The organism is Streptococcus parauberis NCFD 2020, from assembly GCF_000187935.1.
GTDB lineage: Bacteria > Bacillota > Bacilli > Lactobacillales > Streptococcaceae > Streptococcus > Streptococcus parauberis.
In genome coordinates, this window is record NZ_AEUT02000001.1 from 1320143 (window position 1) to 1340115 (window position 19973).

General features: G+C 33.9%; 17 protein-coding genes. 1 reads left to right on the plus strand and 16 read right to left on the minus strand.

What is annotated here, in order from left to right:
* Nucleotides 1–674: 674 nt before the first annotated feature.
* Nucleotides 675–890, plus strand: coding sequence for a helix-turn-helix domain-containing protein (locus SPB_RS06570; RefSeq protein ID WP_003106019.1), 216 nt, complete (start codon nt 675–677; stop codon nt 888–890).
* 26 nt (nt 891–916) lie between these two features.
* Here SPB_RS06570 and SPB_RS06575 read toward each other — a convergent pair whose 3' ends face one another.
* The 16 genes from SPB_RS06575 to SPB_RS06650 all read right to left on the minus strand — a co-directional run bounded on the left by SPB_RS06575 (nt 917) and on the right by SPB_RS06650 (nt 19740).
* Nucleotides 917–1543 (minus strand): SDR family oxidoreductase, encoded by a 627-nt coding sequence (locus tag SPB_RS06575; protein WP_003102610.1) that lies wholly within the window; start codon nt 1541–1543, stop codon nt 917–919.
* Between the two features lie 109 nt (nt 1544–1652).
* A complete protein-coding gene (locus SPB_RS06580; RefSeq protein WP_003103468.1) occupies nt 1653–3089 on the minus strand; it encodes a 6-phospho-beta-glucosidase in 1437 nt (478 codons plus the stop codon).
* 147 nt (nt 3090–3236) lie between these two features.
* A complete protein-coding gene (locus tag SPB_RS06585) occupies nt 3237–4415 on the minus strand; it encodes an MFS transporter (protein WP_003104414.1) in 1179 nt (392 codons plus the stop codon).
* Between the two features lie 162 nt (nt 4416–4577).
* Nucleotides 4578–5438, minus strand: a complete 861-nt coding sequence (locus SPB_RS06590) for a MurR/RpiR family transcriptional regulator (protein ID WP_003102712.1) — start codon at nt 5436–5438, stop codon at nt 4578–4580.
* A gap of 36 nt (nt 5439–5474) precedes the next feature.
* Nucleotides 5475–6452 carry a Gfo/Idh/MocA family protein gene (locus SPB_RS06595; protein WP_003104096.1) on the minus strand — a complete coding sequence of 326 codons (978 nt, stop codon included), beginning with the start codon at nt 6450–6452 and terminating at the stop codon, nt 5475–5477.
* A gap of 184 nt (nt 6453–6636) precedes the next feature.
* Complete coding sequence (locus SPB_RS06600; RefSeq protein WP_003104650.1) at nt 6637–7857, minus strand: aminoacyltransferase; 1221 nt, start codon at nt 7855–7857, stop codon at nt 6637–6639.
* 564 nt (nt 7858–8421) lie between these two features.
* Nucleotides 8422–9072, minus strand: a complete 651-nt coding sequence (locus tag SPB_RS06605; protein ID WP_003105665.1) for a bifunctional 4-hydroxy-2-oxoglutarate aldolase/2-dehydro-3-deoxy-phosphogluconate aldolase — start codon at nt 9070–9072, stop codon at nt 8422–8424.
* A complete protein-coding gene (locus tag SPB_RS06610; protein ID WP_003102549.1) occupies nt 9059–10033 on the minus strand; it encodes a sugar kinase in 975 nt (324 codons plus the stop codon). The genes SPB_RS06605 and SPB_RS06610 overlap by 14 nt, the downstream gene beginning before the upstream one ends.
* On the minus strand, nt 10030–10785 hold the full coding sequence (locus SPB_RS06615; protein WP_003103265.1) for a sugar phosphate isomerase/epimerase family protein: 756 nt from the start codon (nt 10783–10785) through the stop codon (nt 10030–10032). Before SPB_RS06615 ends, SPB_RS06610 begins: the two co-directional genes overlap by 4 nt.
* A gap of 64 nt (nt 10786–10849) precedes the next feature.
* On the minus strand, nt 10850–11656 hold the full coding sequence (locus tag SPB_RS06620; RefSeq protein WP_003103636.1) for a gluconate 5-dehydrogenase: 807 nt from the start codon (nt 11654–11656) through the stop codon (nt 10850–10852).
* A gap of 14 nt (nt 11657–11670) precedes the next feature.
* Nucleotides 11671–12714, minus strand: coding sequence for a 2-keto-3-deoxygluconate permease (locus SPB_RS06625; RefSeq protein ID WP_003105001.1), 1044 nt, complete (start codon nt 12712–12714; stop codon nt 11671–11673).
* Between the two features lie 50 nt (nt 12715–12764).
* Nucleotides 12765–13610: a 5-dehydro-4-deoxy-D-glucuronate isomerase gene (gene kduI, locus SPB_RS06630; RefSeq protein ID WP_003104156.1), complete on the minus strand. Its 846-nt coding sequence runs from the start codon at nt 13608–13610 to the stop codon at nt 12765–12767.
* A gap of 193 nt (nt 13611–13803) precedes the next feature.
* Entirely contained in the window at nt 13804–14811 is a 1008-nt protein-coding gene (locus SPB_RS06635) for a LacI family DNA-binding transcriptional regulator (protein ID WP_003104466.1), read from the minus strand.
* A gap of 458 nt (nt 14812–15269) precedes the next feature.
* Nucleotides 15270–16706, minus strand: a complete 1437-nt coding sequence (locus SPB_RS06640; protein WP_003105443.1) for a glycoside hydrolase family 1 protein — start codon at nt 16704–16706, stop codon at nt 15270–15272.
* A 10-nt stretch (nt 16707–16716) separates the two neighbouring features.
* Nucleotides 16717–18795, minus strand: coding sequence for a beta-glucoside-specific PTS transporter subunit IIABC (locus SPB_RS06645; RefSeq protein WP_003105562.1), 2079 nt, complete (start codon nt 18793–18795; stop codon nt 16717–16719).
* A gap of 123 nt (nt 18796–18918) precedes the next feature.
* Nucleotides 18919–19740: a PRD domain-containing protein gene (locus tag SPB_RS06650; RefSeq protein WP_003102965.1), complete on the minus strand. Its 822-nt coding sequence runs from the start codon at nt 19738–19740 to the stop codon at nt 18919–18921.
* Nucleotides 19741–19973 lie beyond the last annotated feature (233 nt).

Genomic DNA, 19973 nt, shown 5'->3' on the forward strand with positions numbered 1-19973 from the left:
ATAATGTCAACGCTTACACATATTCTTGTGAAAGTTTTTGGTCTCTTACTATTAGTTTTCTCCTCTTTTCAGTCTGGACATTTTATATTATAATAGTCACAGTTATGTAATTTGAAACTAAAAACTAGAAAGCCCACTCATGTCAAAGTCAACTAAGATTCTCTGAACAATCGTTTTCATTACACTAATTGTGATGGATTTGATGGGGATATATTTCAGTGGACAATTTTGATTGCTGCTGTTTTCCCAGAAAGTTTAAAGACCTTCCTCTTCCATACTGATCCTTGGTATGATTTCAAATAATTTCATGGATGGGAAAAACCGATGATTGGAATAGCAATTGCTATTAATATCTTTTTATTCTTCTTTATCTTTTTCATTGTCCAGTTACTAATCTTAAATAGGCTGAGAAGTGTTTTCTTTAGAAAAGCTAATTTAAAGATGTTGTCGCATATTTTCATATTTATGAACTTTTCATCTGTTCAAATATTATCAATTCTGTACTGATGGAAAGACTCTATTTAAAACTAGATATGACGATTCTGATGGAAACGGGATTGAAATTGACACGTGATGTCGTTTTCTTGGGATTCATTTACATTATTTATATTTTATTTAAAGAAGGTCTGAAATCACAAGATAATTCAGATCAAATCATTTAAAGGGGGATTGCAATGATCTCAGTAAACCTTGACCAAGTCCTTCTCAAAAGAAGAATGACCTCCAAGGAGTTGGCTGAAAGGATTGGCATCACTCAAGCCAACTTATCTATATTAAAAACAGGGAAAGCAAAAGGCATCCGTTTTGAAACCCTTGAGAAAATCTGTTTGATTTTAGATTGTCAACCAGGAGATATATTATCTTATGAAGCAAGAGAAAAACAAAGATAAGATAATAAAATAAATAAAAGAATAGCCTATAAGCTATTCTTTTTTATGTATAAGGTTATTAGTTTTTCTGTAAATGAAGCTGGTTTTGTTTTGACTTTTTCTAGTAACACTTGTGCTACTTCCTGTACAGGTATAGGAGAAAGTACGGTAACTAGTTTCCCAAGGAGCGGTAGTTGATTACAGTATCTACTGATTTGTCCAATGATACTGGCAAGAGGACGCTCAGTTCCATAAATTAACCCGGATTGTAAAATCCCATAAGTTAGTCCTGAAGCTTTTAACAATTCTTCAGCTTCTTGTTTGCTTTTTAAATAGGCTGGGTACCCAACTCGTGCCGATAAGTAAATAAGCTGTTCAATCTGATTTTCCACAGCTAGTTTTATGACCCCTCTCATCGCTTGCACATTTAAGAGTTGTAAATCATTTGGTTTGATTGCTCCGACCAAATGAACAATGACATCATAATTATTTGGGAGTGTCATTTTCTGATTTTTTACTAAATCTACTTTGATATGCGTCACCATAGGATTCTCAAAAAGCTTACCTTGTCCTTCATGTCTTGATAAATATGCCACTGTATGCCCCTGCATAAGCGCTTGTCTGATAACTTCTTTTCCTACAAAACCACTGCCACCAGTAACTAATATCTTCATCTTCCACACCCCTTTATTAGGCTTAAGTATAGTAAGTACTATCATAACTGTCAAGAAATTACTTTGATGCACAAAAAAGGTAAGCCTAAACTTACCTTTTTCAATTCTATTATAAAACTTCACCATTTGAAGCTGTTACTTGTTTGTACCAGTCATATGAATCTTTCTTAGAACGTTCAAGTGTTCCCTTACCTTCATTATCACGGTCTACGTAAATGAAGCCGTAACGTTTTTTCATTTCACCTGTTGTAAATGACACACAGTCGATACAGCCCCAAGGAGTATAGCCCATTAGTTCAACACCATCTTCATTGATTGCTTTTTCCATTTCTTGGATATGAGCTTTAAGGTAATCAATACGGTATTGGTCATGAATTGAACCGTCTTCTTCTTTGACGTCAACTGCACCAAAACCATTCTCAACGATGAACATTGGTTTTTCATAACGTTCATAGAAAATGTTAAGAGCATAACGCATACCAACTGGGTCGATTGCCCAGCCCCAATCTGACTCCTTGATGAAAGGATTTTTAACACTGAAAGGATTAGAAGCTTCAATGGTTTTTGACATGTCAGCTTGTTCTTTTTGAGAATCAACCACATTTGTCATGTAATATGAGAAACCAATATAATCTACTGTTCCTTCAGCTAAGACTGCCTTGTCTTCTTCTGTAATTGGAATGTTAAATCCTTTTTGTTCAAACATCTTAAGAGCATAAGCTGGGTAATGTCCTCTTACTTGAACATCACAGAAGAACCATCTGTCATGCATAGCCTGATTAGCTAGAAGTACATCTTCTGGACGACATGAGTATGGATAAATTGGTACCATGGCAATCATATTCCCAATTTGAAAATCTGGATTGATATCTTTACCAATTTTAACAGCGCGTGCTGAAGCTAGCAACGTATGGTGACCACAGATGTACATCGCTTCTTCGGGATTTTCATACTCACCAAAATGCGCACCAGAGTTTGTCCAACCAAAGATGTCATTACGATAATTCATTTGATTGTTAATCTCATTAAATGTCATCCAGTATTTAACTTTATCTTGATAGTGCGTGAAACAAACTTCTGCAAATCTAACGAAAGCATCAACTGTTTCTCTACTCATAAAGCCACCGTTTTTCTTAGCTAACTCATAAGGCATTTCAAAGTGAGACAAAGTAATAACTGGCTCAATTCCATATTTCAATAATTCATCAAAAACATCATCGTAGAATTTAAGTCCTTCTTGATCCGGTTCATTTTCAAAACCAGTTGGGAACAGACGTGTCCAAGCAATTGACGTGCGAAAAGCTTTAAAGCCTAGGTCCGCAAACATAGCAATATCTTCTTTATAACGATGATAAAAATCAATTCCGACGTGGTTAGGATAATAGCTCCCTTCAACCACACCATCCGTAATCACACGAGGAACCCCATGGGCGCCAGCCGTCATAACGTCCGCAACGCTCAAGCCTTTTGAACTTTCCAGAACTCCACCTTCAAATTGGTGTGCAGCAAGGGCTCCGCCCCATAAGAAATCTTTTGGAAATGACATATGATTTTCTCCTTTTGTTTGTTAAGTCTATCATATCAAACCTTATTAAAGTTATCAGACATTTACCTTACTTTAGAACATATTTCCTGTTTTTATTGTGGAATATCTTGGATTTTGTAAACAGAGTTCCATTGTTAAAAGCTAACCTTAACGTGAAAAAAGTTTCTCCTGGTTGCCGCTTGGTAAATCAAGCAGAGCAACCATCACAAAGATAACTGTTAATACTGCTACCAAGACCAAACAAAGGACAGTATAGGTTGACACTTCCAGAATTTGTCCAGCAATGCTTTGAAAAATAATTGAGGAAAGATTACGTGCAGTCTGAATAAGTGCTAAAGCTGTAATCAAGACATGACGATCAACAAGTGAAGCAACAATTTTGATATTAAGCATAATGAATAACATTGCAGCAGCATGTTTAGCCAATAAAGTGACGGCAACTGTTGAAGTGATATTAATATGTAAGGCATAAATGAGATATTGTAAGAGTACAAATCCTACAGAAACCAAGAAAAGTTGCTTACTTTTAAACTTATCCATGAAGAGATGAGAAAAATAAATCAAAGGAGATTCACAAATAACTGAGAGTGAGACAACTGTAGTCGCTAGACCAACACTAAGACCATCTGCTTCAAGCATGGCTGGTAAATAAGTGTGTCCAGTATTCATCACTCCAGAAAAGAGCATGACAATAATCATATAGAGCAAAAAGGTTTTATCTTTTAGAATTTCTTTAAAACTTGTTCTATTTTTTTCAGTCAACAAGTCAGTTTTTGGCTCAATTGTATTCTGACGAACTTGAATCCCCATTGTCCCGATGATAGCAAGTAGCATGGTGCCAACAAAGATAATATAGATAGCCTGTGGAGAAATGAAATCATAAATCAATCCTGCTATCTGCGTTCCTAAGGCATAGCCAATAGTCCCCCAAATACGGATTTTCCCATAGTGGTATGGACTTGACGTGGCTAATTGCTCCATAACAGGGTTGGTCCCATTAATCAAAAGTAAGACTAAACTATATGAAATAATATAAAACCAAATCGAATTGGCCAACAAAAATAAAATAGCTCCCAATATGGTCAATGCAAATGAAATAATAGTCACTGTTTTAACATTGTAACGGTCATTCAACGCCCCTATAAATGGCTGTGCCAACATAGATGTAAAAAATGAAACAGAAACAACCAATGACACTTGACTCGGTCCATACCCTTTGTCCAATAAATAGACAGATATTAAAGATGAAAAGAGGGCAAAAGATAAAAAGTAAAAGGTATACATGAGAAAATAACTCAAATAGCTATTTTTATAATTTTTCAACAAAACAAACTCCTTCGTTTACTAACTAGTAATCTAAGTCTACCATGACCATCCCCATAAACGAACCCTTTTCCCAATAATTGAAACAAAGTTTACAAAAAATTGATTTAGAATTAAACCCAAAAGAAGAATCAGGTTGTAAAAAACCACTCATTTGAGTGGTCCTTATTTCTTTCCTCCTATTTTTTTGAAAGCTAGGTTCTTTTTCTTTGTTTCTATGGCATTTTTTGTAAAGTCTTCTTTATAAATCAATGAAAATAACAAATTTAAGACATAATCTATGGCAATTTGTGAGAAAAAGGTGCTTATTTTCCCTTTGTCACCTTCACCCTTTGGTAAGGAAATGACAAAATCACTATAGCTACGTAACTGATCTTCTCGGCTTGCTGTAATTAATGCTGTTTTTACTTTATTTCGCCGTAACTGTTTTAAATTATTTGCCATACTTTGGGTATGACCACCATAGGTCACGAATAAGGCGATATCTCCCGTTTGAGCATTAAGAGTGTGCCAAATTTCTTCACTATAGTTATCAGCTACAATGGCGTAGATGTTTAGTTTCATTAATTTATTTTGGAAACTATTGATTCTGATTTGAGAGTCACCAATACCATATAAAAAAATTCGATTGCTTTTTGACATTACCTTGGCAAGCTCTTGTATTTCCTTTGTATTGATATGATTGGTAGTTTCAGTAATTGCCTTGATAGATAAATCTGATAATTTCTTACTAATCGCATTTACGTTATCAGTCACATCAAAAGGAAAATTAGGATCTACTGCACTAACTTGAGTAAAACTTGCTTGAATATCTTTAACAAGTTGAATCTTGAAGTCCTTGAATCCCTCGAAACCTAATTTTTTGGCAAGTCTTATAATTGATGCATTAGAGGTATAAGCTCCTATACCAATGTCATGAATAGTCATGGCTGAAAAATTTTCTAATTCTTGCAATATATAATCTGAAACTCGCGCTTCAGTTCCTGTAAAATCAGACTTTTCTTGCAATTGGTAAAGTAATGTCATGGTCTCACCTAGTTTTTATTTTCATTATACCATAACTTAACCTATAGTAATTCCAGTGCCTTCAAAGGCTTGCTCAACAATACTGATAACTGTTTTACTTTCCTGCATTTGTTTTGTCGCAAAGTCAAAATCTTTTTCCTCAATTAAGCAAATAAATTGTTTAAATTCATCAAACATGCGGTGACTATGGTTTTTAACATCAATGATTTCTTCCTGCTCATATAATAAATTTAGACTAAAACTCTCTAAAAAGTTAACTGAGCCATTAACTTGTACAGTGCCTTTAGTCCCTTGAACTTTGGCAAATGACTGTGATGAGGAATCCTTTGCCCCAATACAAACAGCCTTAAATTCTGGATAGGATAGGACCAAAATTCCAGAAGTATCAACCCCATTTTCAATGTTTGGAAAGTAATTGACAGAGTCGGGAGCTCCATAAAGACCTACGACAAAGTGAATGTTGTAAATGTTGATATCCATCAAGGCTCCGCCACCAAATTTAGGATTAAATGCTGGCAGAATTGTTCCTTCTTTGAATAAATTATATCGAGATGAATATTGTGAATAATTGCATTCCAAAAGTTTAACAGTCCCAATCTGAGCGATTGATTCTTTTAAAAGGTGATAATTTTTGAGATATAGAGTAGTAATTGCTTCAACTAAAATTAAATGTCTCTGTTTAGCAAGCTCTTCTAACTCTTCCAATTCTTTCAATTTTAGTGTAAATGGTTTTTCACAAATAACATGTTTTCCAGCTTCTAAAGCCAACTTTGAAAACTGATAATGCAAGTGATTGGGCAAAGCTACATAGACTGTATCAATCTCCATTGTCTCTAATGCTGATTGGAAGTTCGTACTAACTTGTTCAATACTATATGTTTCACTCAAGTGAGTCATTATTTCTAAATCTTGCTCAATCCCAACAATTCCAACTAATTCAATATTTTCCAAATCTTTTGTCATTGTTAAAAAATCTTTGACAATCATTCCTGCGCCAGCAATTAATAATTTCATATTATTTCTCCTCTTATCTAATAGATAATCTAAGACTTGTACTGATAACAAGTTCTGATTATATTTTATAGCAGAGGGACAGAATAATATATAATTAGGTCCAATATAGATTTAAAAGTACAAGATATATTTATATTTTTGAACTTTTATGAACAAAAAGTTCATTACTGTTTTTGGATAATGATTAATGCTTATTCCGCAATGTTTTTCTCAATTTATAGAGGGCGTTGGCTGGGTAGTAAAGTGGGTTAACGGGAATATTAAATTCTCCAATGAATTCTTCAATGGTTGGGTTAAAATTGGCTTTAAATTTTGTTAAGCCATCATCTAGGCTACCTTCTACACCGCCCATATTTGCCCATGCAATCCCATTATCAAAAGCATCTTGAAAGACTTTTGGATAAAGCAGGTATTGTGGGTAGAATTTCTTAAAGTCTTCATTCATACCAGCATAAAGCATTTCCATAGATGTTCCATAACCTATGGATAAAATACCAGCAATAACGACTTCATCTGGATATTTAACAGAGTATCTTTCAAATTCTGAAATGTATTTTTTAAGTGATTCTTTTTGATCAGATAACTTTTTGATTCTTTTCACCTGATGTTCCAATGTTTCACTTAAGTCTTTTTCAACACGCGCAAGCTCTGATTTAAATGTAACCAAATGCTCTGCAATGTTAACCGTAGCTAAATGAAGATAGGCGTCATCTCCATAAATAGTCATCAGCTTTTTAAAATAAGCTTTGTTTCTTAAGGCAATTTTTTTGCGTTCCTCAGTTAAGGCGACAACATTTGCAAAGACGTCAATTTCACTTATATCTGAGCGTTTGACTTTTACACCTCGTCTAATCGCATCTTTCATCAAACGTTTCGTATGTTTTGGAAAACTTGTTTCTAAGTTATCATGGAGATAACGATTGGCCTGGAAGCGGGGCTGAATACTGTCAGCAATTTCCATTGTCAAACCGGTCCATTTTGCACCAGCTGAAATAATATTATAAATTATTTCCTTAGCCTTCTCTGACTCAGTTCCCACTTCATTAATACTATATTGCTTATATAGAATTGCTGGATCAAACTTGATAAAAATAGCTTTCTTTTCTTTCCCGATTTTCTTGAGAATTCCAAAAGTGTACGCCAATAATTCTTTGTCCGAATAGTCTAAAACTGGTCCCCTTGGGATGTAGATAATACTTTGTTTCAAAGGTAATGGCTTAATAAGAATTGACATGGAGGCTACTTGTTCATTGCCTTTGTAAATACCAATTCGTTCACTAGCCCAATTACTTTTAACTTGTGCCCAAGCGCTACTTTGTAGCAAGTTTGTTTCACTGCTTGCTTTCACAAAGGCATCGTGTTCCTCAGTGCTGATGCCCATTTTATAAGAAAAATTTGTACCCATAAAAATTCTCCAATATTTTAATTTCTTTTACATTACATTTATTTCATTTATGTTACAACTGTTTCAGTTTAACAAAAACTATGAGAGATGTAAACAATTATTTTCATCTTTTTAATTCTTATTTTTAATTTTTTTTAAAAAAAAGGCCTGCTACAATTTCATCTTATAGTATCTTGAAATAGTTGAATTAACAGTTTAAAGGAGTGGCCTTATATTTGATAAAATTGCCAAAATAGCGAAGACTTGCTCATTCTCTTGGAAAAGTCTAAACAGTCTGAAGCTTATCAAGCTGACTTTGACTTTAAAAATCTTATAATCTCTGCTATAAATTAGTTTAAATTGAGTAACAATTGGATAGTAGAAATGGCATCTTGAAGATACAGTTGGATATATAATAGTATTATATGAAAATAAAAGAGAACACTCCTAATAACTATTAGCCTAGTTTTCAGGAGTATTCTCTTTTATAATTAAATTTATTATTTTTATAGCTTAGATTAGTCTTTTTTCAATTTTAGATTTTGATCATGGGAAATTACTTCTTAAACATTTAAAAGCTATTCTCTATTTTTTAGTTATCAAACACTTTTGATAACTTCTAATAAATTCATTTGCATTTTGGGTAATTAGTTCAAAATCATCATTTTTTCCAATGGAATATAAACTTGAACCAGCACTAACTATTGTCGCTCCTGCCTTCATCCAATCTTTAATATTATCTGCATTTACCCCACCTGAAGGCAAAATATTGAGATCTGGGAAGGGACCTTTTAAATCCTTAATCATATTTGCACCACTAATATCACCAGGGAAGAGTTTGATGACTTCTGAACCATATTCTAATGCCGTTTTGACTTCCGTTGGTGTAAAAATTCCAGGTATATAAGGAATTTGATATAAATTACATAATTTTGCTACTTCTCTATCAAAGCAAGGACTGACAATGAATTGAGCTCCTGCAATAATGGCTAATCTTGCAGAAATAGGTTCCAAAACTGTTCCCGCACCAATTGTTACACCTGAACCTTGGTATTTATCAACTAATTCTTTGATAACGTCATTAGCCTGAGGAACTGAGTAAGTTAACTCTATTGATTTAATTCCACCTTCAATAATTGCATCTACAATTTTTATTGCTTTTTCTGGACTATTAGCCCGAACGACAGCCACAACGCCCGAATTTATCATTTGTTGTAAAATATTATATCGTTTCATATTGAGCTCCTATATTTGATTTTTGAAAAGTATCCAGTTGTTTTCGTGTTGGATAACCATCATTGTCTCCTTGAGTCATTACAGCTAATGCTCCTATTGCACAGCCTCTTTTTACTGCTTCTTTTAATGTTAAGCCTTCAATTAATCCTGTTAGAACGCCCACCGCAAAGCCATCACCAGCTCCTACTGTATCAATAACTTTTTCAACTCTATAACCAGGAACTAAATAACTCTCACCTTCTACTGTTTTTACAAAGGCTCCACTAGCACCAAGTTTAACAATAACAATTTTTGTAATATGACTTTGAGAAAGATAAAAATTGGCAATCTCCTCTGGGTCCTCTGACCCAACTAAAATCTTCCCTTCACCAATTCCTGGCATTACAATTTCACCAAATTTTGCTAATTCATTGAGGGTATCTCGCATCTTGGCCTCAGATTCCCAAAGTGCAGGCCGCAAATTTGGATCAAAAGTTGTATGTATACCATTTTCTCTGATTCTAATTAACAAGCGTTTAAACATTTGTAAAGCTTGTTCTGAAATTGCTGGGAATATTCCTGAAAGATGAGCCCATTTGACATCACTCAAATCAACGTGATCAATAGTTTCCTCTGAAATATGTGCTGCTGCTGAACCCTTCCTAAAGTAAAATGTTTTTGGATCTCCTTGATTTGTAAATTCTTTCAAATAAAAACCTGTCCAATATTTTGAATCTTTACCAATATAAGAATTACCAACACCCTGTTTTTCAATTTCTTTAACCGTAAATTGACCAAATGGATCCTCACCCACTTGAGTAATATATTCCGTTGAATGTCCTAAACGTGATGCACCAATCATAACATTTAATTCCGCACCACCTAAAATCTTTGAAAAAACTGAGGTATCAACTAAATTTTTGTTTAAATTTTCAGAAGCTAGTACCACTAGTGGTTCGCCTATTGTAATAATATCTGTCATGATAAAGTCTCCAAATATGTATTTATTGTTTCCAAATCACTATGAATGTCTTCATTATTTTCCATTGGATACTCAATGGCAAGGGGATAATCACTTAATAAATCTCTAAGTAGTTTTCTCCAATCTAATTGCCCTTTGTCAATTCCAACAACAGTAAGTTCCGAATTACTTGTTTTTTCAATATCTTTTAAGTGGATATATCTTGTATATGTTTTCAATTGTTCCTTAGCCGTTTCAGGAGATTCAGAAACGAATAGCCAATTTCCAATATCATATACAAAACCAATATCTAATCCTTCATTACTTACTTTTACAAAGAACTTCTGAATAGGTGCTATTGTCCCATTTTCTTTTGATTGGTCATTTTCAACATTAACTTCAAACGAGTTATCAAGTATGAAAGATAATTCTTCTTTCATATTTCCTTTAAAATTTTGAAAATCGCCAATATTACATTTAATTTTAGAAACACCAAGATCTTTAGATTCAGAAATATAGTTTTTGAATGCCTGATTTACTTTACCATCAACAAAAATTTTATCAGGAATACTATAATAAAGTTCAAAATTATTTTTCATACGAAGAGTTTTGATCTCTTCAATTTCTTCATGTATGTTAAAGAAGTATTCTCTTCTAATTTCAATAGCTGAAAAACCAAGTTCTAAAGCCTTTTGAATTAATTCACTTTGTTTCTCACCATTTTTCCACTTATCTTCAAAAATAAGTAAGTTTGCTACAATTTGATTATTCATATTTAATCTCCATTATTAAGAGAACAGTACTACTTAATAGTACTGTTCCAACTCATAGTAGTTATTAGGGTTGTTTTCCAATATATGCCAAAATTCCGCCATCAACATAAAGAATATGTCCATTAACAAAATCAGAAGCCGAGGAAGCAAGGAAAACAGCGGGTCCTTGCAAGTCTTCTGCATCTCCCCATCTTTCTGCAGGCGTTTTAGCGATGATAAATGAGTCAAAAGGATGCCTTGAACCATCTTCTTGTAATTCACGAAGTGGCGCTGTCTGTGGTGTTGCAATATAGCCAGGACCAATGCCATTACATTGGATATTATACTTACCATATTCTGATGCTATATTCTTAGTCAACATTTTTAATCCACCTTTAGCTGCTGCATATGCGGAAACTGTTTCACGACCTAATTCAGACATCATTGAACAAATGTTAATGATTTTACCACCACCATTTTTTATCATTCCAGGAATAACTGCTTTAGAAACAATAAATGGTCCATTTAAATCAATATCAATTACTTGTCTGAAATCTTTTGCGGACATTTCAGTCATTGGTATCCGTTTGATAATCCCTGCATTATTAACAAGAATATCAATTTTCCCAAATTCACTTTCAATTTCACTTGTCATTTTATTGACTGCATCTTCATCAGTCACGTCACAAACATAACCTTTAGCATTGATACCTGCTTCTTGATAAGCTTTTTCTCCTTTTGAAAGAGCATCTGTATTGATGTCATTAAAAACAATTGTTGCACCAGCTTTAGCAAATGCTGAAGCGAGGGCAAAACCAATACCGTAACTTGCTCCAGTAACTAGGGCAACTTTTCCTTTTAGTGAAAATGAATCTAAAATTGTTTCTTTCATTACTTTCTCCTTAATTAAACTGAGGCTTGCTTAATTGCATTAATCTCTTTTAAATATTCATCTTTTTTAGCGGCTACATTTTCAGGTAAAACATTACGACCCAATCTTCTTGCACGTTTCTCCATGTACATCGTTACAATAGGAGTAAGTACAGCTGTGACTAAGACTGAGGTTGCTACGATTGCGGTTGCTTGACCAGCAATTGGTTCATATTGAGGGGCCAATTGTGCAATTGCACTAGGTACTGCGACTGCTGCACCAGCTGTTGATGAAGCCGCCCAGCCAGCGACACCATCTGAACCTGTGATAAAACGATCCAGAAATGACAGAACTCCTCCAGAAATTGCTACTACTGCAACACCCATTAACACACCAATCATTCCTGATTTAAAGATAGCAGTCAAATCAATAGCAAATCCTAGTGTTAATGCAAAGAAGGGAATCATTGCAGGTACTACTGGTGCAAAAAATTTACGAAACTCAATATCCAGAGATCCAAGAATAATCCCAATTGTAAATGGAATTAAAGTTGAAATAAACGCTGTAATTGGAAAGGAAGCCATACCAGCCACACCCATTGTGACCATTGTCATAAATGGGCCGGATTCAATTGAAATAAATGGAAATCCTGCCGCATCTTCATCACGTTTTAATGTCGTCATAATCCCCATATAGAGACCACCGTTGGTTTCATTAAAAGAGGCAATAACAGCAAGTGCTGATAAACCAGCAAAAGCTCCACTTGTAATTCCATTGCCAGGTAGTAATTTCCCAACTATTACACCCAGAAGTCCAGCTAATAACACTTTACCAACTAATAATGTTAAACCTTTTTTAGCAACGTATGCGGAAGTTTTTAAATTAATTGTTGCCCCTACACTTACGAACCAAATAAATAAGATTACACCTGTTCCTGTTAAATAACTTCCAGTAAACCCTGGTAAAAATTCAGTAGGCATTTGCGGATTAGGATAAAATACTCTAATAATAGCACCAATAAACAGTGGAACAATCATCATTCCAGCAGGGATTTTTTCGATAGTACTTTTCAATTTCATTTTGATCACCTTTAATTGTTTGATTGAAAATCAGTTTTATAATGACAACACTACTTCAATTCATTGATAGGCACAATATCCATATCATCATAAGTAATATTTTCACCTGCCATCAACCAGATAAATGAATAGTTACTTGTTGCTACACCCGCATGGATAGACCAACTAGGACTGATTGCACCTTGTTCATTATGCAAAACAACATGCTTTGTAGCATTAGGTTTACCCATCATATGGAAGACTGCATCTTCTTCTGGTAATTCAAAATACATGTAAACTTCCGCGCGTCGTTCATGTGTATGACATGGCATTGTGTTCCAAGAAGAACCTTTGGCTAAAGATGTTAATCCCATTTGTAGCTGACAAGATTCAACTTGATTTGGATGTACATATTGATTAATTTTGCGCTTATTCATATGCTCATCATCCCCAGGAGTAAGTGGAATAATATTTGCCAAGGCAATTTTTTTACTTGGGTATTTTTGATGCGCTGGGGCAGAAGCCACATAAAATTTAGCTGGATTTTTTGGGTCCTTAGATTTAAAAATAACTTCTTTAGTCTCTTTTCCAACATAATAACCATCACGATGCAAGACTTCATCTTCAACACCGTCTATGATAACGCTTCCATCTCCGCCAATATTAATAAAACCTAATTCTCGACGTTGTAAAAAGTAGTCAACTCCTAAAACTTTATCCAAAACGATTTCCAACGGCTCATCTAAAGGTTCTACACCACCAAAAATAAGACGATCGTTATGAGTATATGTTAGATGAATCCACCCTGGTTCGAAAATGCTTTCAATGACAAATTCATTTCGCAATTCCTCAGTACTAAAATGTTCAATATCATTTGGTGCATGTGTATATCGTGTTTCAAAAGTTTGTTGTCTCATTTTATTTCTCCTAAAAACATTAAAAAATTTATTTTTACCAAAGAATTGTCGACTTTTCTTGGTCAATCGGTTTACGAAACCGGTTTACATGAATATTATAACGCTTACATTTTAAATGTCAATAGTTTTTTTGTGCTTTTTTACACAATAAAGCATCTCAATTAATGAGATGCTTTGTTTTTATATTACCTTTTTATAGCGATTTCCGATTGTTTAACTTAGAATCAATACAGTACAAGTCAATTAGAATGTCCTTCCCAGCCATCGTATTCAATAGAATATCTGCTGCCTTATGCCCAATTTCCACAGGATTTTGTTCTATCGAGGTAATTTCTGGATTGAATAAATCTGTTAATGCTCCATCATCATAACCAACCAAGCCAATTTTATCAGGAACAGGAATATTTTTTTCCTTTAAAAGTCTGATTAACCCATAAAGTAATCCGCCATTGAAGGCATAAAGTACCGTCTTGACATCATCGTAAATATATTGCTTCATCTGATCCCAAATATCAATATCCCTCGCAACAATGTCTTTTATCTCATTAGTAGTAACAATTATAACCTCAACATCATAATCAGCTAGACCATTTTGTAATCCTTTATAACGGTTTATACGAGGAGAGGCATTTTTTATTTCGGGAGTTAAGATGATAACTCTCTTATAATTATGTTCAGCTATAGTTCTGCCCAAGTTTTGTGATTGAAGAAAATTATCTGATACTACTGCTGGCCATTTCAATGGCTCAACATACCTATCAATTTGAACAAGTGACATTCCTGACGGAATAAAGTCATATTCCAATGAGGACTCACCAATCGGTTGAATGACAATCCCATCAACTTGTTCATCTATTAATTTTTTAATATTATTGGCTTCTCTTTTTGTATTTAAATCAGAATCCATAATGATAGTATGATAGTCGGTACTATTTAAACGATCCATAACACCTTTGATCATACGCGAAGTATATGAATTCGAGATATCAGCTACGACAATACCAATTATTGATGAGTACTGTGATTTTAAAGCCCTAGCTTGACGACTTGGTCGATAATCTAACTCTTCAATCACTTCTTGTATGCGATTCCTGGTTGCTTCAGACATGCCTTCATACTTGCCATTTAAATAACGAGATATTGTCGTTTTGGAAACTCCAGACAAATTTGCAATATCTGAAATTGTTACTTTTTTATTCATTCTCTTACCTATCTTTAGTATTCAATTTATCTAATTTGATTTTACCACCATATTAGTTCATAAACCATATTACTTTTATAATTTTTTTTCTTTCATATTACTTATATTTGTATATTTATAATATAAGTATATCAAAAAATTTAATTCCTATGATATAATTATCTATATTAAACCGTAGGAGAATATTATCTTATGATGAATATGCAAAACTTACTCCATAATTTTTTAAGTCTTGTCATCGTCAGAAAAGCTGATTTAAAGCCTTTTTAAATTTACTAAGACCAACTAAAATCATTAAAATTTATTACAATAAGACAAAAATAGACAAAGACATTATCAAAAAATGTACAAAAAACTTCCTTCAAAAGAGGGAAGTTTTTTTAATTTGTTTGAAAAAGTTTTTTTAAAATATGGAGATTTAATATTCAAAAACTTATAGATAATGAGGCTTCCTTTTCTTATAGCCTTTCGCCATTAGATTCAATAACATTTTTATACCATTCAAATGAGTCTTTCTTTTCTCGACTAAAATCCCCAGTTCCATCATCAAACTTATTAACATAAATAAAGCCATATCTTTTTGCCATTTCGCCAGTCGATAGGCTGATAAGATCAATACAACCCCAAGGTGTATAGCCAATCAGATTGACACCATCCTCAATAGCTTCAGCCATCTGAATGATATGTTCTCTTAAATAAGCTGATCGATAATCGTCATGAATCTTACCGTCAGAAGATTTCTCATCATAAGCACCTAAACCATTCTCAACTACCATAATCGGGATTTCATAACGATCATTGATCTCATTCAAAAGCCATCTTAGTCCCTTAGGGTCAATTTGCCAGCCCCAGTCAGATGCTTCTAAATAAGGATTTTTTATACCACCCAAAAGATTTCCACCGGTACTTTCTAAGGTTTCATCACTTGATACACAGAATGACATATAATAACTAAGAGTGTAAAAATCAACAGTTCCCTCAGCTAAATCATCTAAATCTGTCGCTTCCATTTTTAGATGGATGTTATTTGTTTTAAAGAATCTCTTTGCATATGATGGATAGTGACCTCTAACTTGAATATCCGAGCAGAACCAGTTTACCATCCGATTTTTTTCTTGTGCCAATAAAACATCATCCGGATTTGGACTATATGGATATTGTGGTAGAATAGCAATCATATTTCCCAGCAATAGATTTGGATAATGTTCATGAGCATAGCGAACAACACGTGCGCTAGCAACAAACTGGTGATGTAAAGCTTGAAATTTCTCTTCTTCACTAGCTGGAGCATCCAACATTGGTCCTTGATAATCTTTAACAATTCCCAAAGTCATAACAACACCTGTAAATAATGTGCCAGCATTAATTTCATTAAAAGTTAACCAACGCTTGACCTTAGTATGATAACGGTCTATAACCGTTTTAGAGAATTTTTCAAAACAAGATATAACTTCTCTACTTGCCCAACCATTATACTTCTCTACTAGTGCATATGGCATTTCATAATGACATAAAGTCACAAGTGGCTCAATACCATACTTCAAGCATTCATCAAAAACCTTATCATAAAATTGTAGTCCTGCTTCATTTGCTACTTCTTCCATTCCAGTTGGAAAGATACGAGTCCAGTTAATAGATAAACGCAATGTTTTAAAACCCATTTCAGCAAATAATGCGATATCTTCTGGATAATGATTGAAAAAATCAATAGCATCATGTGTCGAGTAATAGTTCTCTTTTGACAGACTTGGATCAAAAATACGCGGTACAGTATGGCTTCCATTGGTTACCATATCCATTACTGAAGGACCTTTACCATCGGCATCCCAACCACCTTCAACTTGGTGAGCAGCTATGGCACCACCCCATAAAAAATCTTTTGGAAATTGTGACATCTTTTTCTCCTTATATTGAAAAATCTAATAGTAAGTCCCCTACTTGGACTCTGTCTTTTGCTAATACATTAATTGTTCCAAATTCACTAGAGTTAGTGATAATGATAGGTGTTATAGTTTTGTATCCGGCTGCTTCGATAGCTTGTCTATCAAATGTCATTAATTGTTCACCAGCTTTAACTATTTGATTCTCTTTAACCAAGTAATCATAATATTGTCCATTTAAATTAACCGTATCAATACCAACATGGATTAATAATTCTGCCCCATTATCTAGGGTTAAACCAATAGCATGTTTTGAAGGCATAAGAGCAGTAACTGTTGCATCTGCAGGAGCAAACACTTCATTTGTTGCTGGTTGAATTGCTACGCCATTACCAAGAGCACCTGAGGCAAATACTTGATCTGGAACTTCTGTCAATTCATGGACTATACCAGCTAATGGGCTTTTTACAGTATATGTTACTACTGTGTCTTTACTCTTATCATCAGCTACTTCAGTTGATACTACTAAGTCACTATCATTGTCTTTATAGAGGGCAAAAGCAGCAACAAATGAGAAGACAAAACCTATTAGGGCAGCTATGATTGGTAAAATAAAATCAGGATTTTTTGGTGAGACTAATCCTAAGAAAGTCACTAAACCTAATCCAGTAAAACTATACATGGTAACACCAGTTGCCATAATAAATGCTCCTGTTAAAGCACCACCAATACAAGAAATAATAAACATTTTTAATCTTGGAAGCGTCACACCATAGATAGCAGGTTCTGTAATTCCAAATAAACCAGAAATAACCGCTGGTAAAGCAATTCCTTTTAATTTTTTATCTTTTGTTTTTAAGTAAATAGCTAAAACAACACCAACTTGTGCAAAACATACTAATACACCCATTGCCATAATTTGGTCAGGTTTTCCTGATAAGACATTCATGAAGGAAATAGATGTTGCAGCTTGGTGAATGCCAAATAAAACCATGACTTGGTACAAGCCACCAAAGACTAATCCGGCAATAATTGGTGAACTTCCTAATAAGAAGTTTAAACCAGCATTTACAGCATTACTTGCTCCGTTAACAAATGGTCCCACAAGAGCAAATCCTAATGGAATAACTATCAAAAGGGTGATTACGGGTACTAAAAATCCTGAAACAACACTTGGAATGTATTTTTTCAAGAATCGTTCAATAATAACGGCAATTGCTGTAATAGCAATAACAGGTAAGAAAGAACTTGTATATGTAGCCTTAGTAGCTATACCAAATAGTTTAAGATCTACTCCATTTACGGCTGGGTAACATAAGATTGCTCCAATGACTAAACCAAGGAAGGGATCTCCTTTCATGTGTTTGGCAAAGTTATACCCTAAAATTATTGGAAGGAAGAAGAAAACAGCATCCCCCATCGCGTTAATTAAAATGTATAAGCCATCTTTAGCATCTAACAAGCCGGTCATTGAAAGTATTGTTAAAAGTCCTTTTAGAACACCTCCAGCACAGATGAAATTCAAAGCTGGCATAACAGATCCAACAACAGCATTGATCACTTTCATAATCGGATTTTGTTTATCTACACTTGATGCATGTTGGTCTAACTGACCTTCTGAAATTCCTAGAACATCATTAACGGCATTATAGGCTTTTACAACATCATTACCTATTACTACCATATACTCTCCGCCACCTTTAACTACAGAAATTATCCCATCTGTATTTTCTAACACATCTTTATTTGCTAGACTTTCATCTTTTAAACGAAAACGTAAGCGTGTAATACAGTGTCGTAAACCATTGATATTATCTTTGCCACCAACATTTTCCACAATAGTATTGGCTAACTGTTTAAAATCTTTCTTTTTTGCCATTATTACATCCTCTTTGAGATATTTTTTTATTAATTGGATTCTAATCCTATTTTGTACGACTGAAATTGAGATAACTTCGTCAAGTTTTTCAATTTCATCCACTTGAACAACACTTCTATCTTTAACTTTTAGGGTTAAAATATTTTTAGATTGATGTTCATTAATGACATTGCTATAATCACCTGCTAGCAATATAATGGTGTTTTTGATGTCATTATTTACCATAACTTTTCCTTTCTTATTGATAAGAAAAACCCATAGTCAAGAAAACAGAAAGAGTCCAAGACCATTTCTACTTTCTTGACTATGGGTTATGCGCCTAAGCTAACACTCCAATCGGTAGTAGTATTAAGTTTTATTTGATAATCGAGTTACATAAATCAAGAGATAAAGCATCTCTTCTTCATCACAGATCCAAGACCAATTTTCTATAAGATAATCTCTTATTTGAAGAACACAATGGTATTCCTTAGGATATTCTCTTCTCATAGTTTTCAACATAGTAGAATCCCTATGGGAATGATTACCTGCGTTAAGTCTTTTAATAAGATAACGAAGATGCATAACAAACCGAGAAAACTGATATGATTCTTCATCAATTGTAATATCCAAATTACCTTCAATGAGCTTTCGAATTTCGGAAATGATTTCAACAGATTGAATAATATCATGCATATCTCCAGACTCAGCTTGAGCTGTAATCAAATGAAGAGCAACATTAACGGCTTCTGTCGTTGGTAAGAGATGACCAGTTGCTTCTTGAATAATCTTCATTGCCACTTGGCCAATACTATATTGTTGTGGATATAAATGTTTCACATCATAAGCAATCGGGGATGTTATATCAATCCCTTTGGACATTCTTTCAATGGCAAAATTGATATGATCTGCTAGAGTAAAAGGCAAATTTGTATTAAAAACACTGTCTAATTCAATTTCAGCACGCTCAACTATATCAGCACTAGCCATTAACACATCTTGAGGCAAAGAAGCAATCATTTCTAAATATTGTGAATCAACATCATAAAATGTTCGCTCAATCTTTGACATATCCTTTATCTCATAAGGCGTCTTTGGGAAGCCTACCCCTTTGCCTAAAATAATTATTTCTGTACCAGAAGCATCTTTTGCTATGGCAGCATTATTATTAATTTGCTTGATAACTAGCACGATAACCTCCTCAAAATAAAACCACAGAGCCTACTCAAAAAAGCCAAACCAGTCTTTAAACTGAAATTTCGCATTCAAGTAGTGCCTCTGTGGAGTAACACCTTGTTATGTTTACGTTTACATTTTATCATCTTTTTATTTTTTGTCAATACTTTTATAAAATTTAGTCACTTTTTAATTTTTCAGGAAGCAAATAACAATAAGAAAACTACAAATCTTAAACAGTTGTTTAA

Coding starts and splice junctions, on each gene's coding strand:
- SPB_RS06570 (WP_003106019.1), top strand. CDS start 675: ATGATCTCAGTAAACCTTGACCAAGTCCTTCTCAAAAGAAGAATGACC.
- SPB_RS06575 (WP_003102610.1), bottom strand. CDS start 1,543: ATGAAGATATTAGTTACTGGTGGCAGTGGTTTTGTAGGAAAAGAAGTT.
- SPB_RS06580 (WP_003103468.1), bottom strand. CDS start 3,089: ATGTCATTTCCAAAAGATTTCTTATGGGGCGGAGCCCTTGCTGCACAC.
- SPB_RS06590 (WP_003102712.1), bottom strand. CDS start 5,438: ATGACATTACTTTACCAATTGCAAGAAAAGTCTGATTTTACAGGAACT.
- SPB_RS06595 (WP_003104096.1), bottom strand. CDS start 6,452: ATGAAATTATTAATTGCTGGCGCAGGAATGATTGTCAAAGATTTTTTA.
- SPB_RS06600 (WP_003104650.1), bottom strand. CDS start 7,857: ATGGGTACAAATTTTTCTTATAAAATGGGCATCAGCACTGAGGAACAC.
- SPB_RS06605 (WP_003105665.1), bottom strand. CDS start 9,072: ATGAAACGATATAATATTTTACAACAAATGATAAATTCGGGCGTTGTG.
- SPB_RS06610 (WP_003102549.1), bottom strand. CDS start 10,033: ATGACAGATATTATTACAATAGGCGAACCACTAGTGGTACTAGCTTCT.
- SPB_RS06615 (WP_003103265.1), bottom strand. CDS start 10,785: ATGAATAATCAAATTGTAGCAAACTTACTTATTTTTGAAGATAAGTGG.
- SPB_RS06620 (WP_003103636.1), bottom strand. CDS start 11,656: ATGAAAGAAACAATTTTAGATTCATTTTCACTAAAAGGAAAAGTTGCC.
- SPB_RS06625 (WP_003105001.1), bottom strand. CDS start 12,714: ATGAAATTGAAAAGTACTATCGAAAAAATCCCTGCTGGAATGATGATT.
- kduI (WP_003104156.1), bottom strand. CDS start 13,610: ATGAGACAACAAACTTTTGAAACACGATATACACATGCACCAAATGAT.
- SPB_RS06635 (WP_003104466.1), bottom strand. CDS start 14,811: ATGAATAAAAAAGTAACAATTTCAGATATTGCAAATTTGTCTGGAGTT.
- SPB_RS06640 (WP_003105443.1), bottom strand. CDS start 16,706: ATGTCACAATTTCCAAAAGATTTTTTATGGGGTGGTGCCATAGCTGCT.
- SPB_RS06645 (WP_003105562.1), bottom strand. CDS start 18,795: ATGGTAAATAATGACATCAAAAACACCATTATATTGCTAGCAGGTGAT.